The sequence below is a fragment of the uncultured Paraglaciecola sp. genome (assembly GCF_943787955.1).
Lineage (GTDB): Bacteria > Pseudomonadota > Gammaproteobacteria > Enterobacterales > Alteromonadaceae > Paraglaciecola.
The window spans coordinates 290,429-305,854 of record NZ_CALSOK010000010.1 but is presented as its reverse complement, the minus strand read 5'-3'; the positions used below and the strand labels follow the sequence as shown (position 1 = coordinate 305,854).

The 15,426-nt window shown below is 44.9% G+C and carries 11 protein-coding genes and 1 pseudogene; 1 reads left to right on the top strand and 11 read right to left on the bottom strand.

Going from position 1 to position 15,426, the window contains the following annotated elements; all coding sequences use genetic code 11:
• Positions 1-116 precede the first annotated feature (116 nt).
• Both gcvH and gcvT read right to left on the bottom strand, forming a co-directional pair.
• On the bottom strand, positions 117-506 hold the full coding sequence (gcvH, locus tag Q0Y52_RS09085) for a glycine cleavage system protein GcvH (RefSeq protein ID WP_297820786.1): 390 nt from the start codon (positions 504-506) through the stop codon (positions 117-119).
• A gap of 49 nt (positions 507-555) precedes the next feature.
• On the bottom strand, positions 556-1,635 hold the full coding sequence (gene gcvT, locus Q0Y52_RS09080; protein WP_297820784.1) for a glycine cleavage system aminomethyltransferase GcvT: 1,080 nt from the start codon (positions 1,633-1,635) through the stop codon (positions 556-558).
• Between the two features lie 167 nt (positions 1,636-1,802).
• Here gcvT and Q0Y52_RS09075 point away from each other — a divergent pair, with 167 nt between their 5' ends.
• Positions 1,803-2,657, top strand: coding sequence for a LysR family transcriptional regulator (locus tag Q0Y52_RS09075; RefSeq protein WP_297820782.1), 855 nt, complete (start codon positions 1,803-1,805; stop codon positions 2,655-2,657).
• A gap of 383 nt (positions 2,658-3,040) precedes the next feature.
• Here Q0Y52_RS09075 and Q0Y52_RS09070 read toward each other — a convergent pair whose 3' ends face one another.
• The 9 genes and pseudogenes from Q0Y52_RS09070 to Q0Y52_RS09030 form a co-directional block, all read right to left on the bottom strand.
• The gene (locus Q0Y52_RS09070; protein WP_297820780.1) at positions 3,041-4,075 is read right to left on the bottom strand and encodes an XrtA/PEP-CTERM system-associated ATPase; all 1,035 of its coding nucleotides are present in this window, start codon (positions 4,073-4,075) and stop codon (positions 3,041-3,043) included.
• A gap of 141 nt (positions 4,076-4,216) precedes the next feature.
• Complete coding sequence (locus Q0Y52_RS09065; RefSeq protein WP_297820778.1) at positions 4,217-4,858, bottom strand: hemolysin III family protein; 642 nt, start codon at positions 4,856-4,858, stop codon at positions 4,217-4,219.
• Between the two features lie 247 nt (positions 4,859-5,105).
• Entirely contained in the window at positions 5,106-5,846 is a 741-nt protein-coding gene (locus Q0Y52_RS09060) for a response regulator (protein WP_297821497.1), read from the bottom strand.
• Between the two features lie 208 nt (positions 5,847-6,054).
• Positions 6,055-6,318: pseudogene (locus tag Q0Y52_RS09055) on the bottom strand (histidine kinase dimerization/phospho-acceptor domain-containing protein); the annotation flags it as partial.
• 384 nt (positions 6,319-6,702) lie between these two features.
• Complete coding sequence (locus tag Q0Y52_RS09050) at positions 6,703-6,963, bottom strand: transporter substrate-binding domain-containing protein (RefSeq protein WP_297820776.1); 261 nt, start codon at positions 6,961-6,963, stop codon at positions 6,703-6,705.
• A gap of 9 nt (positions 6,964-6,972) precedes the next feature.
• The gene (locus Q0Y52_RS09045) at positions 6,973-7,101 is read right to left on the bottom strand and encodes a hypothetical protein (protein ID WP_297820774.1); all 129 of its coding nucleotides are present in this window, start codon (positions 7,099-7,101) and stop codon (positions 6,973-6,975) included.
• Between the two features lie 11 nt (positions 7,102-7,112).
• Positions 7,113-7,799, bottom strand: coding sequence for a transporter substrate-binding domain-containing protein (locus Q0Y52_RS09040; RefSeq protein ID WP_297821495.1), 687 nt, complete (start codon positions 7,797-7,799; stop codon positions 7,113-7,115).
• A gap of 756 nt (positions 7,800-8,555) precedes the next feature.
• Complete coding sequence (locus Q0Y52_RS09035; protein WP_297820773.1) at positions 8,556-8,870, bottom strand: hypothetical protein; 315 nt, start codon at positions 8,868-8,870, stop codon at positions 8,556-8,558.
• A 48-nt stretch (positions 8,871-8,918) separates the two neighbouring features.
• Entirely contained in the window at positions 8,919-14,864 is a 5,946-nt protein-coding gene (locus Q0Y52_RS09030) for an Ig-like domain-containing protein (protein WP_297820771.1), read from the bottom strand.
• Positions 14,865-15,426: the final 562 nt, after the last annotated feature.

Sequence of the window (15,426 nt, the reverse complement as noted above, 5' to 3'; positions counted from 1 at the left end):
CTGATGTGTACAAAAAATGGGAGCAAAGAATGCGAGCAAAAGATTTACCCACGCACTTTGATTTTAATAACGTTTAAAACGGCTTGAGGACTGAATAGTCCTCCCTTGTGAGCAGCTTACTCGTCTTCGATGTTGCCTTCATATGCTTCGGCATCAAACAAAGCTTCTACTTCTTTGGGATCTTCGGCTCTAATTTTAAATAACCAGCCTTCACCATATGGGTCAGAATTGACCAACTCTGGCGCGTCTTCTAGGCCTGCATTCACTTCTAAAACTTCACCACTGATGGGTGCATATACATCAGATGCGGCCTTCACTGACTCTGCAACAGCAATATCATCGCCTGTACCGACTTGAGAACCTATATCCGGTAGCTCCACAAACACCATATCGCCTAGTAATTCTTGGGCATGGTCGCTTATACCTATAGTAAATACACCATCGCCATCAGGGCGCACCCATTCGTGAGTTGAAGCGTAACGTAAATCTGCTGGAATATTACTCATGTTTGTTCCTAATAATTATATATTTAATCTTGAATGTTTGTTCTGTGGGCTACAGAACACTTTTACCATGTCTAACAAAACTAGGTTTGACCACGTTTACTGTAACCCACTTTTTGCGTATTTCAACTTCAGCACTATCGCCAACGGTTGAGGGCACGCGCGCCATAGCAATACTGTGACCTAAGGTGGGTGAAAAAGTGCCTGAGGTAATCACCCCTTCACCGCCGGTAACTTGCACTTTTTGGCCAGCACGTAACACGCCTTTGTCGGTCATCACTAAGCCCACTAGCTTGTCTGTGCCTGCCATCTTTTGTTGCTCTAGCGCCTCACGCCCCACAAACTTTCTATCCTTGGGTTCCCAGGTAATTGTCCCAGCCATATTCGCTGCTAATGGTGAAATAGTCTCATCCATATCTTGACTATATAAATTCATTCCAGCTTCTAAACGCAGTGTATCTCTGGCACCCAAACCACAAGGTACCACACCTACGTCTAACAATTTTTGCCAGAAATCTGCAGCATCAGCAGCAGGTACTATAATTTCGTAGCCTGCTTCACCTGTGTATCCAGTGGTAGCAATAAATAAATCTTCTGCCTGCACACCAAAGAAGGCTTTCATACCCTCTACTGCTTCTTTTTGTGCCGCAGAGAACAGCTGTGCGGCTTTGCTTTTAGCATTAGGGCCTTGCACCGCTATCATAGCGAATTCTGGGCGTTCGGTGATCATCACGTCAAATGATTTGGCTTGTTGTAATAACCAATCCATATCTTTTTCACGAGTGGCAGAATTCACAACTAAGCGATAATTGGTTTGGTCAAAATAATAAACAATTAGATCATCCACCACCCCACCCGTTTCATTCATCATGCCGCTGTATAATGCTTTACCTTTATCTTGTAGTTTAACCACGTCGTTGGCCAACAAAAACCGCAGATACGCTTTTGCATCTTTGCCAGTTACATCCACTATCGTCATGTGAGATACATCAAACATTCCCGCATCTTTGCGCACTGCGTGATGTTCTTCTATTTGTGAACCATAATTAATAGGCATTTCCCAACCATGAAAATCGACCATTTTGGCCCCCGACTCCAAATGTTTGGCATGTAAAACAGTTTTATTTGGCATTAAATATTGTGACCATGACTAAAGTATTCATTAACTATAATGACAGTAACCAAGTACAACAAATTGAAATATTTAATGTTTACATTTACATTTCTTATGAATGATAAGAGAATCATTTAAAAGTCTTATTTAAAAGGCTTGTTTACAAATCACTTAGATTAGATTGCATGAAACAACTTTCTCTTGATAACCTGCGCACTTTTGTCACTGTCGTGGATGTTGGTGGCTATGCGAAAGCAGGCGAAAAAATTGGTCTTTCACAACCTGCGGTAAGTCTGCAAATAAAACGCCTAGAGCAACAATTATCAAAACGACTTTTTGCTAAACAAGGGCAAAGACAGATTGTTAATCGAGATGGCTTAAGTTTATATAAAACAGCACAAACTATGCTGGACTTAAACGATAGCATTTTTCGCCAATTTCAGCCGACATCTTTGAAGGGCCGATTACGTCTGGGTATCCCTAGTGAATTTGCCACCACCTTACTGCCCAGTATTATTGGCGAATTTGGTCAGTTATATCCTGATGTGTCTCTGGAAGTCACCTCTGCATTGAGCAAATCCTTACTTGAGGAAGAAGCGCTTAATGGTTTTGACCTAGTGATGGCACTCGTCCACCCTGACACTCAAATTGACGGACAAGTATTACTGATAGATGAATTAGTTTGGGTGGGCGATAGAAGCTTACCTAATTTACCATCCACTTTATCGTTAGTACTAGCACCTGATGGTTGTGTGTATAGAAGCCGTGTCATCAGTAAATTAAAGCAGCAAACTCAGCAGTGGCGGATCAGTTATACCAACGCTGACTTAAGCGGTATCACTGCTGCCATTAAGCAGGGTTTAGGGATTAGCGCATTGGCTAAAAGCAGTGTACCCAAACAGCTAGATATTATTCGGTATAATTATCTGCCAAAATTAGGTGCGATAAAGATATGCTTATTAACTGGAAAGTCTCAACATCCACAGGCTAGTGGCAAATTAGCAGAATTTATTCAATCGAGATTAACGAAATCGAACTGATTGAGTATTAAAAAATAAAAAACCTTAGCTATTATTTAACTTAATAATAGCTAAGGTTTTTTTGTGCTTACTATTTTTTTATGACTATGAGTTGAGTGCCTTGCCTGACTAAAATAAAGGCCATAACACTTATCAATAACAAAACAAATAACTATTTTTGCTGAACTTGCTGTGATGATTAGCTTTGCGTCGTTCCTTGAAAACTGGTCCGTCAGCAAACACCCCGAATAAAATAAATACAGAAAGGTCAATTCTGTATTTTTGCAATGTACAACCTTACAGTAAAATATTAAATTTAAGTTCTATCATTCAATTGAATCTTTAACAAAAAATTACTTGATCGAACATTATTTTTACCTTAAAGCGTTACAAGAACATTTATTTTAATCATCGGACTTCAAACGCACATACGTTTTGTACTTCTTTTGTAATAAGCGATCGATATAACGAGTGAGTTTAATTTTTTGACTAATAGCGTTATCTAAAGCATCGACTAATTCAGTAAGCATAGTTTTATAATACTCTACGTCTTTAACTTGCCCATCTTCGGTAGCCACATCTAGAATATTTCTAGGCTTTGCTTGAGTTTGGAGTTGCTTTTCCGGTAGAAACATCTCTTCTGACACTTCTTTGATCACGCTTTCAACTGCTGATTCGTCTAAGGTTTTTAGCTCTTCAAGAAAACCAAAAAGCAAGATCCTGTCCATCAAAGTATTGATTTTTCTTGGAATGCCATGAGTAAACTGAAAAATTCGATCATATGCCCCAGCTGAAAACAATGTCTGCCCATCCCACCCTGCGTGTTGCATGCGATATTCGATATAAGCTTGGCACTCTTCATCGGTTAAAGGCACTAAATGACATGATGCCACAATACGTTGTCTAAATTGCTCCATATTAGGCGCACGTAAAATAGGCTGTAACTCTTCTTGTCCCAGCAAGAAGCTTTGTAACAAGGGTTTACCCGAGGCTTGAAAGTTAGATAGCATCCGTAATTCTTCGATGGTTTCTAAAGGCAAATTTTGTGCTTCATCAACCAATAACAATGCGCGTTTACCTTGTTTATGCAGGTCCATCAAAAATGCTTCAAGATCATTCAAAATGTCTGACTTAGAACTACCTTTGACTGGCACATTGAATTTGCTGGCAACCATTTTCACTAATTCATCTGGTGATAATTTTGGCGTGACAATTTGTGCGGCAACAATATCTTGTTGCATGTTATCTAATAAACTGTTCGCGATGGTAGTTTTACCCGTACCAATATCGCCAGTGATGATAATAAAACCTTCAGCTTGAGATAAACCATATTGTAAATAAGATAAGGCACGTTTATGCCATTTACTGCCAAAGAAGAAGTTAGGATCAGGTGTCAGTTGAAAGGGCTTAGAAGTCAGTCCGTAATAATTTTCATACATAATAAAAAACACCTAATCCGTTAAAATAAAAATCCTATTCTTAGCATAAGCTATCTGCCCAAGGCTTAGCAATCAAATACCGCAATTACATTTAAAAAGAGTATGAGTTTTAAAGGTTGACTGTATTATTTCTAGAGCCGATTAAATGACATGATAATAGATAGAAAAGAAATGACATATGCACCCAGCAACCACAAACACATGCCAAATTGCATGAGTAAACTGGACTTTTTTAGCCACATAAAACAGCACACCTACCGTGTAACAGAGTCCACCGGCAACCAATAACCATAATCCTTGGGTGGTTAATGCATTATACAAGGGATAGATAAAGAAGATGGCTATCCAACCCATTAATAAATACGTAATAACCGATAACTTCGGAAACCGTTGATTGGCAAAAATTTTACAGGTTATGCCTACCAAAGCAATCGACCAGACTATTATCATCCCAGCCAACCCTACCCAACCACCAATGGCTAAAAGCATAAATGGTGTGTAAGTACCCGCTATCAATAAGTATATTGCACAGTGGTCTACGACCTTAAGCAAGGCTTTTAGGTTAGGGCTTTTGGCCCAATGGTAAAGGGTTGATGATAGAAACATCAAGATCATCGACAGGCCATAAATTAAACAAGCAAATTGCCCATATATGCCCTCGACTTTTAACAACAAAAAAATCAAACCTACAGTGGCAGCGATTACCCCAACGCCATGACTTATGGCATTGAGTCTCTCTTCAAGTGGCGAATAAGTTGTTTGCAAAGTGCTAGAATGATTCATTAATTGGATCATGATAAAAACAGGATTTCATCATATATTTTGAGCGTACAGTTGTACACTCAAATATATATTCTAATTAAAACCTGTTACCGAGTATATTGTGAGATTGAAGGTTAGTGAACTTATACTAATCGCCATAAGTATTGACCCTCTAATTGAGATTTAAAGCCGCTTTAAAGCTCACCCTTTGGGAAAGCACCAGCCGATTTTGTGCTGCGTTCTCGCTACTTGAAAAGGGAAATGCCATTCATTCGCAGCAACGCTTTGTCCAAAAACGGCTGGTGCTTTCTGAGTGGGCAATTACTTCTGGTGAGCGGTATTTCGCCAGTGTATCTTCTCTATGTAAGTGGATGTCTATCTGCTCAACAAGGGTTTTAATTAAGACATCCAGATTAAGCGGCTTACCTATATGGGCGTTCATTCCTATATCGAGCGATTTCTGAACATCGGAAGGCATCACGTTTACTGACAGTGCTATGATCGGGATACGGGTGAGCTCTAACTGGGTCCTGATATATTTAGTTGCCTCGTAACCGTCCATCACGGGCATTTGAATATCCATAAGGATTGCATCAAAACTGTTTTGCTTAACGGCATCTATCGCCAGCTGCCCATCTTCAGCGGTGACGACAGCTATCCCTGCATGGTCTAACATTACCTCAGCAATAGTCAGGTTAATTATATTATCATCAACCAGTAACACCTGGTTGCCCTTTAGAACTAAAAGCGAAGCCTCTGGCAATGTATTATTTTCGGTCGAACTATCAATTTTTTCATCTTCGAGCTGATACTTGAGCGGCAGCACGAAAGAAAAATGACTGCCGACGCCTTGCTCACTTTTTACCGAGATCACCGCCCCCATTAACTCAAACAATTTTTTACTAATAGATAAACCTAAGCCTGTTCCACCGTAATTACGGGTGGTAGAGGAGTCAGCCTGATTGTATGTTTTGAACAAGTTTGTTTGCTGTTCAAGGGGCATTCCTATACCGGTATCACTCCCTTAACCTCAATTTTCAGCCGTTGAGTCCCTTTGCTAAGCAGTTTAGCGCTGATTGCAACACGGCCTTGATGGGTGAATTTCGCCGCATTATTGGCCAGATTTAGCAGGACTTGTCAAACCCTTAGAGGGTCGCCGGTTAACCGACTTGGGATATCTGAGTCAATGCCAATATTCAGTACAACCAATACATCTTTTAGTAGGACTGGAGCTGTGCCTCGATGTTTTTGAAGACCTCTGTCAAATTGAAGGGAATGGACTCGAACTCAATTTTACCCGCTTCGATTTTGGATAAATCTAAAATGTCGTTGATTATCACTAATAAGGACGAGGCGGAACTGCTCAAGGTTCGATTAAGTTTCATTTGTGCCTCTGTCAATCCCGACTCACCTAACATGTAAGACATACCTAGCACTGCATTCATCGGTGTTCTAATTTCATGGCTCATATTGGCTAAAAATTCATCCTTAGCCTATTGGCACTTTCAGCCCTGTCCCTGGCTATTCCAAGCGAATATTCAACCTGGACGCGGTGTAGAGTAAAACGTACTTATATCGGTGCCAACGTTAACCTGGATCGCCAGCCAGTTTTTAGTGATTGAGGTCCGTTGTTTGGCGCTAATCGTCTTTAGCGCTTTATCCAGTATCGGCACGCACCCCTATGGCTATTTCCAGCTTGTAGGGGGTATATGCTGCCACTCTTATATTCTCAAAATCATCCGTATTTAATAGGTATTGAATAACCCCCAAATGTGTATAAAAGCATCTATTTTCCGCTGCTGCAGCAATAACATACCATGCCTGGCATCATCAACCTCCAGAAGCCGGAGCCCTGAGTAATTTTCCTACAGCAATCCTTTCGCGGGTGTGCTTCTTTCAATACCTACCACCTTGCCTTCAAGATCGTCCAAATCTGTCAAAAACCCTGAGTTTATATGGGTTGCAACAACCAGATGCAAGGTAATGTAGGCCTCTGTGAAAACCAGAAAATTGCTGCGTTCTGGGGTTTTAACAACCGAAGGTAAGATGTCAATTTTTCCAATTTTGATTTGCTCTATTAGCTGTGTCCAGGACAAACCTAGTGTCGGTGTCAAATCAAGTGCCAACTTTTGTTTTTAGATCCCAATATAATCGGCACTAATATCCCCATCTTCATTCAAGGTCTCAAAGGGCTCTAACAGAGGCGATATCCCCAAACTAAAACTCTGATGCAGACGTAACCACTCCACTTGTTTACTGCTCAATGAGGGAACATTCAATAACTGTTTTTCTGGAAAAAAGGGGTTTTACTTCTCAACCATCGTGTCTCTAATTCGATTAGTTTTAAAATCGGGATAAACTGGATACCCTCGTTGATTTTTTTTAGCAATCCAGAACGGCCCTTGACAACCATAGCGTGAACGGAATTACTCAGGAGTATCTCGTCGCTTAAGGTGAACGCACCTGTTAGTCCCTTTCGGCCAAGGAGTGCATCCATTGCAGGAATTTCGTGAAAGATGATATCAATATCTTTATTTAACAAAGCGTCAATCGAATCAGCAATGTTGTCAAATGCAATTATGTCTAGTTCGGGATAGTTCTTTTTCAAATAACCTTCTTGAAAAAAACTTTCTTGAACTGCAATCCGTTTATTGGCCAAATCCCGGAGCTTTTTAGGCTTTATCGCATCGCCATGAAAAAATAAGCCGGTATCTACCTTGTGAATAAGCAAGGAAAAATCTGCCCATTCGGCTCTTTCATCATTAATAAAAAGGCCCAACAGGAAATCTACTTCTCCGGACTTTAAATTATCGATGTTTTCAGTAAAGCTGTTTGAGGACACAAAGGTGACCGGAATACCCATGGTTTCTGACCATAAACGCCATATATCGATATATAAGCCGATGGGTTTACCGCTGGGTAGCTTCGAGGAAAATGGCTGATAATCTGGCAGGTAAGCGATTTTTAGGGCTTGTGGTTTAGTAAGCTCTTCTGCCAGTGCCGTGCTCCCGCCTGTTAGGCCAGAAATGTATAGCAGTAATAAAAAAACAAAATAAGCTTAGTCGGTTTAATAAACGCCAGAATTAGGTCCTAAATTTTTGAGTAGCCTAAAAGTTTGAGTTCAAATATACACATCATTAAATATTGACCATACATTTGTTAATGCTTGGCTTGAGGTGGATAGTCAATCGAGATAATAGCGTTTGGTAGGGTAAGTGGAGGGTACATGTTCATTCATTTTTTACCTCTTCGAATTTTTAACATCCACATCCACTCACTAAACTGGGACAATAATGTCGGCTGAGCGACATAATATAAGGGGGAGTATAAGTGCTATTTCACGAGTAACCAGACTAACCTTTGGTCTTTATCGTCCGAGGAACCACGATTTCCAGATCTATATGTTTGCCCATCCAATCTATCTTCAACACCTCTCAGCCCATTTGCCAAACCCCATTTCAAATCGAATGGGGTTCACCTCGCTGTTAAGGGTTTATCTTTACAGTATCTAGTCCATGAAACTTTGGTTGACGAACTTGGGTATGCCTTTTAGCAGTTCGGTCAAGTTATCGAAATCAGATGAATTGAATAGCCGTTTGACTACTTATGTCAAATTTTGAATATCACTCACGCTGTGTGTGACGTGATCAACTAAATACGGTCACCCCAGTTAAGAGATAATCATATAAACTGGGGTAGGCAAAGTTAGTGAAACACGTCAGTTAGTAGTGCCCCAATAAATGGTGACTTTTTCTAAGCCACCGGAAACTGAAATGTATATTGGTGTCTCTTTCAAACCTGCAACAGTTTCTGCTTTACCAATTACTTTTCCATCCGGGTCTTGAGCACGAATAATTATCTGGTTTCCGTTCTTACGAGCGAAAAGATTCACGGTTCCAACTCCCTGAATATGTAGATTACCAAGATGAGAAGAATTATTTATATTCTCGGTTAATCGCGACACATGAAAAACTGAATCTGCATGGCAGTCCATTGCCAATACAAACAAAATAATTGAATAAATAGATCTCATCTTTTCCCCTCAAGGATTATTCCTTAACTCAGCCTAATCTAGCAAATATTAGGGTGCTGTCACCGTTGCCACAATGCTGCTATTCAGATTGGCCGGTACATCAAATCCCGCCGGTTGCAACAGTTCGATGTTGGTCGCACCAGCACTCAGCGGGTCAAACGCGGTATTTTGGGCTGTACCTGCTCCACCATTGAATACCACAGGATTAACCGTGAGTGCTCCAACCGCGGGATCACTGTTGGTTAAATCCACGCTTATCGATTGTCCGGCCCGTAATTCTTCGTGGCTAGCAAAGTTCAGGGTGGTCGGATTCAGGCGTGCCGAACGTAATTGAATACCCACGTTAGCCGCAAACACATCCCGCGTAAAGTCATTGGCATTGAGCCAGAATCCCGAGGGGTCAACAGTCACGTTGCCGGTATCGTCATTGTAGGCTGCGGCCTGAACCGTGATCTGAGTGGAACCGATATTTAAACCCTGCACGTATATAGTACCAACGGAGGTCGAAGTCACCCCGCTAAAGGTCACTGTGCTACTGCCCACGGCGGTCCGGCTGGTAGATATCAGTGCAACACTGCTCGCAGCAATCGTCACGGTAACATCGACCGGGCTCGGCGGTGCATTGGACAACGATATAAAGGTGCCTACCTGCAAGTCTTTACCCACGGTCACGTTACCTATGTTGATACTGGGCGCCGTTACTGTGGCGACAATACTGCTATTCACATTGGCTGGTACATCAAAACCTGCAGGTTGCACCAGCACAATGGTGGTCGCACCTGCAGCTATCGGGTCAAACGCAGTATTTTGGGCTGTACCTGCTCCACCATTGAATACCACAGGATTAACCGTGAGTGCTCCAACCGCGGGATCACTGTTGGTTAAATCCACGCTTATCGATTGTCCGGCCCGTAATTCTTCGTGGCTAGCAAAGTTCAGGGTGGTCGGATTCAGGCGTGCCGAACGTAATTGAATACCCACGTTAGCCGCAAACACATCCCGCGTAAAGTCATTGGCATTGAGCCAGAATCCCGAGGGGTCAACAGTCACGTTGCCGGTATCGTCATTGTAGGCTGCGGCCTGAACCGTGATCTGAGTGGAACCGATATTTAAACCCTGCACATATATAGTACCAACGGAGGTCGAAGTCACCCCGCTAAAGGTCACTGTGCTACTGCCCACGGCGGTCCGGCTGGTAGATATCAGTGCAACACTGCTGTTGGCTATCGTCACAGTGACATCGACTGGGCTCGGCGGTGCATTGGACAACGATATAAAGGTGCCTACCTGCAAGTCTTTACCCACGGTCACGTTACCTATATTGATATTAGGCGCCGTTACTGTGGCGACAAGACTGCTATTCACATTGGCTGGTACATCAAAACCTGCAGGTTGCACCAGCGCAATGGTGGTCGCACCCCCAGCTATCGGGTCAAACGCAGTATTTTGGGCTGTACCTGCTCCACCATTGAATACCACAGGATTAACCGTGAGTGCTCCAACCGCGGGATCACTGTTGGTTAAATCCACGCTTATCGATTGTCCGGCCCGTAATTCTTCGTGGCTAGCAAAGTTCAGGGTGGTCGGATTCAGGCGTGCCGAACGTAATTGAATACCCACGTTAGCCGCAAACACATCCCGCGTAAAGTCATTGGCATTGAGCCAGAATCCCGAGGGGTCAACAGTCACGTTGCCGGTATCGTCATTGTAGGCTGCGGCCTGAACCGTGATCTGAGTGGAACCGATATTTAAACCCTGCACGTATATAGTACCAACGGAGGTCGAAGTCACCCCGCTAAAGGTCACTGTGCTGCTGCCCACTGCGGTCCTGCTGGTAGATATCAGTGCAACACTGCTGTTGGCTATCGTCACAGTGACATCGACTGGGCTCGGCGGTGCATTGGACAACGATATAAAGGTGCCTACCTGCAAGTCTTTACCCACGGTCACGTTACCTATATTGATATTAGGCGCCGTTACTGTGGCGACAAGACTGCTATTCACATTGGCTGGTACATCAAAACCTGCAGGTTGCACCAGCGCAATGGTGGTCGCACCCCCAGCTATCGGGTCAAACGCAGTATTTTGGGCTGTACCTGCTCCACCATTGAATACCACAGGATTAACCGTGAGTGCTCCAACCGCGGGATCACTGTTGGTTAAATCCACGCTTATCGATTGTCCGGCCCGTAATTCTTCGTGGCTAGCAAAGTTCAGGGTGGTCGGATTTAGGCGTGCCGAACGTAATTGAATACCCACGTTAGCCGCAAACACATCCCGCGTAAAGTCATTGGCATTGAGCCAGAATCCCGAGGGTGCCGAAGTAACAGTGCTCGTATCGGTAGCATAACCGGGCGCCGATGCGGTAATTGTAATGGTACCGGTATCTGTCAGAGATTGAACATAAAATGTTGGGATAAAGGAACTGCCAGCATTCACCTGGATCGTTATACTTCCACTCCCTGCTGTCGTGCGGCTCGCGGATAGCAATATTTTGCTCGGATCTGAGCTAGTCAAGGTCACCTGCACATGTCCCGCAGGAGCAACTAATCCCAGCGAACCTGAAAGACCCACCTGTAAGTCCTTACCAACGGTCGTATTTCCGATATTCATCGCGGGTAGAGTATTAACGTTTATTGTTGCGCTTGATTCGTTAATGCCCGGTGCATTAGCTCTTAACGTCGTCGTACCGACTGCAACACCCGTGACGAGAACTTGAGCTGAAGTTTCACCCACGTTCACCGTTACTGTGGCCGGCACGGTCGCAATACCGGTGTTATCGGTAGTGAGACTGAATGTTAACCCCCCCACAGGGGCGGGGGCAGAGATTTGCAAGCTAATATTTTGGGTACCTGCTTCGATAACGGATATAGCCGCTGGGGAGAAGCTGGAGTCGACGGTAACATCAGCGACCCTTATATCCGGTGCAAAGCCAGTTGCTGTGCCGGTTATTTGCACCGATCCGATCAATATGCCAGTAATTTGTGGATTCGCGGCGGGAACCTGCAATCCTTCAGGAATAAATACGCTAGATGTAACAGTCGCAATGGCCGGATTACTGCTGGTAAAGTTTATGATTAATCCACCTGCAGGAGCCGCTTGACCAAGACTGGTGGGCAAACTGGCACTTTGCCCTGGCGCTACATCCGGTATCAAGCCAAAGTTAATGATATTGGTGCTGGTGACAAACACATCCTCAACTACATCACTGTAACCAGTGGCAGAAGCAGTTAATGGTGTGGTGCCGATGATTAAACCATCTATATCAAATGTATTGGTCGTTGCACCTGCCGCAATAAAGACACTCGCCGGAGTGACCGTAGCCACCGATGCATTTCCGGTAGATAAATTAACTGTCACACCGCCGGCGGGCGCCGGTTGGGTCAATATCACACTGGCGCTGCTGCGACGGCCAACACCGATAAACGGGCTGAGCAGATCTAGGGACATCGTCCGGGCATTTACATTAATTTGACTTGTATCGGAAGCAAATCCTCCAGCAGAAGCTGTAATGTTTGTGATCCCAGATAGATTTAAGGTAGTTAATACAAACGCCGTATTATTACTACCCTCTGGGATCGTCACCGAAGCCGGCACAGTCCCTACGGTGGTATCACTGCTTAACAGCTCGATAAGCTGACCGCCAGCACCCGCCACTGTAGCTATTGCAACATTTAGGTTAGCGCTCTCCAGAGTGTCTAAATTTAGCAAGGCCGGGGACAGGGTGATAATATTCAAAGCTTCATTGACGGTAAATGGCAAGGCGTTCGACGTACCCTGGGGCGAGACAAGGGACAAACTAGTGGTACCCACAGTTGCCGATGCAGAGATGCTTATATTCGCGACGACAGAGGTACTACTAGTACTCACAATGGTAGCGCTAATCTCCGGATTTGGGGAAATAACTGCGCTTACCCCAGCTAGGGCGCTACCGGCAAATGTAAGGTTAAAACTTGATGCCTGCTCGCCGTTATCTGGTGTCACTGAGGTCAAAGTAGGGATCACCGGAGTGAACTCAATCACAGTAAACCCAGCGGTGTCGCTGCCACCAGGGGTAGTGACTGTTACAATACGTGGGCCCACAGATGCAGCAGCATCAATGACAAACTGTACATTACGCACTCTATCATTGCCGGTCGTGAGGTCTACTACAGTCACCCCAGTTCCATCAATAACAATACTGCTGATATCCCTTAAACCAATGCCCTGGATTTGCCCATTGACGGTAGTCCCCTGATCGCCACTATTAGGCACAATGGCACTGATCACGGGCGCTTTATGCAATACCGTAAAGGTTGCCGTGGCGCTACCACCGAGTGTTGTCAGTCCGAGCGTGGTCAAGCCAGTAGTTGCCAGGGCATTAACAGTGACTTCAGCCGTCGCAGTATTATCATTGGCGCTGAGTATGCTGCCGGTAACGCCCGGATTATTCGATACTACCGCCGAGGCAGTTGACAAATTATTACCGTTGAAAGTGACTAAAAAAATCGTGTCCTGAACGCCTGTTTCAGGTGCGACGCTGGAGATGGTTGGTAATGGAAAACCTTCCGTGGTGAAACTGGCCACACTTTCATTAAGCAAGCCATTACCCGCGAGATCGCGCACACCGTTGGCGCGGTTTCGGATTGTGTAGGTTTTGTTGAAATCTAGCAGCTCGTCAGGCGTAAACGAGAATCCGCTGTCGCCTACAATCGCCAGAGATCCGGGAATTGCTGAACCTTCTAAGGTAAAGTTTAGATTGTTTACCGTATCGGCTTTGATCGGCTCATTAAATACAACTTGGATCACTACGTCTCTGGCGACATCCAGACTGCCGCTGGCAGGTGAAACCGTAGCAAGCTGTGGCCGGACATTGTCATTTATAATTGCGAGTGATTGGCCATTACTATCGACCGAGGTGGCGGTTGAGATATTGCCAGAGGCATCGGTTGCCAGCACCGACAAACTATTCGTCGCATTTAAGTTTAGCGGAACCGAGACATTGAAAAATCCAGCTGCCGAGGCAGGTGTATCAACCGCCGCTAAACCACCCAGGACAGTCACGATGCTACCTGCTTCTGCCTCACCACTGATCTGTACCGATGATAGATTGGTAATATCAACGATCGGGTTAACCAACGGTAAAACAGGTGCCAGGGTATCCGGTGGAATAGTCCGGAAACTCATTAACTGCACACCAATCGGGGGAGTTTGCAAGGGATTGCCACAAACATCGCGCGGACCATCGGTAAGTCGAACATGAACCGGTATGTCTTCTGCAAAATTACTCAGCGGCGCATAAGTCAGCGTTCTGTTCAGGTTGCTAAATACGCCATTGCCGGCCACCGGCGAGCCGCCACTAATATCACCAGACGACTCGACAGCATCAGCATAGACACTGAAACTGCTGCTTGATAGATCGAAAGGAACAAAAGCAAAACTGGCCGGGTTCATACGTTTGCTAAAGTTGAGCACAATTGATTGATTCAGTGGTTGATCAATCGAACCGTCTATTGGCGCACTCATTGAGGCGATGGGTGCGTCTAGCGCATTACAGCTTTGCTCGGTGCTGAAAGTCCAGGTGAAGTTTTCCTCCATTTCAGCCCCGGACGCCTCGCTACAGATCCCATCATTACCCCCCGCCACGCCATCACCACTCACCAGAGTTGCCCTATACGTTGTATTGTCACGGAGAAAGTACTGGCTGTTGGGATGTGGTGCATCTAGACCGAGACGCAATACCGCAATGGTAGTGCCGCCGGCAGGCGGAGTTTCAACCGTCAGGTCGGTTGGGATATGCCTGAGCGGATTGCCAAAAGCATCCAACTCTTCGAGGTAAAAGGTACCTGCCTGCAGCAGATCATAGGCAATAACCTGCAGACCTTTGCTAGCATCACTTGGATCGATCTGATCTACCAGAACATTATTAAAAGTATCGCCAACAATACAGGCGCTTTCTGGTGTCAGAGTAGCCAGTACAGAACTGGTTACCGGAATATTCGGCTGACCGTTCAAGGGATTAATGCCGATCACTACCGGTGGTTGATCTGCTGGTAAGGCTTCGAAGTTAGCTGGGTAGGTATTGGCAATATTACAGGCCGTACCATCCGGCCCCGTGTCAACCGTGAGGCTGATGTTTTCACTCGCAATCGCCTGACAGGCAATAATTTCACCTTGCAGTGACGACTTCACCCGGAATGCTGCAGAGACAGTTCTGCCTGAGGGAATATGACCGAAGCTGCGAATTTCATTAGAATTCGGAATATCATTGCCTTCGGCATCCACCAGTATAGCCTGCCCACCGACAAACAATTCCAGACTGCTATATAGGGCTGGACGGGGAGAAGTGTTGGTGATTTCGACAATCAGCTCATAAATCTCTCCTGCAACCACATCATCTTCGCCAACCTTACTCGGATGGCGCACGACCACATCCAGTGTGGGCGGTCCATAAACCTGCACTGAAGTACCGGCCGAACCGCTGATTGGAAATGGCGTGGTCAGACCTCCATCGGTGAGAAAACCGTTGAAATCAACATCGACATTGTGGGTGCCAATGCCGTCGCCGCGGATGATA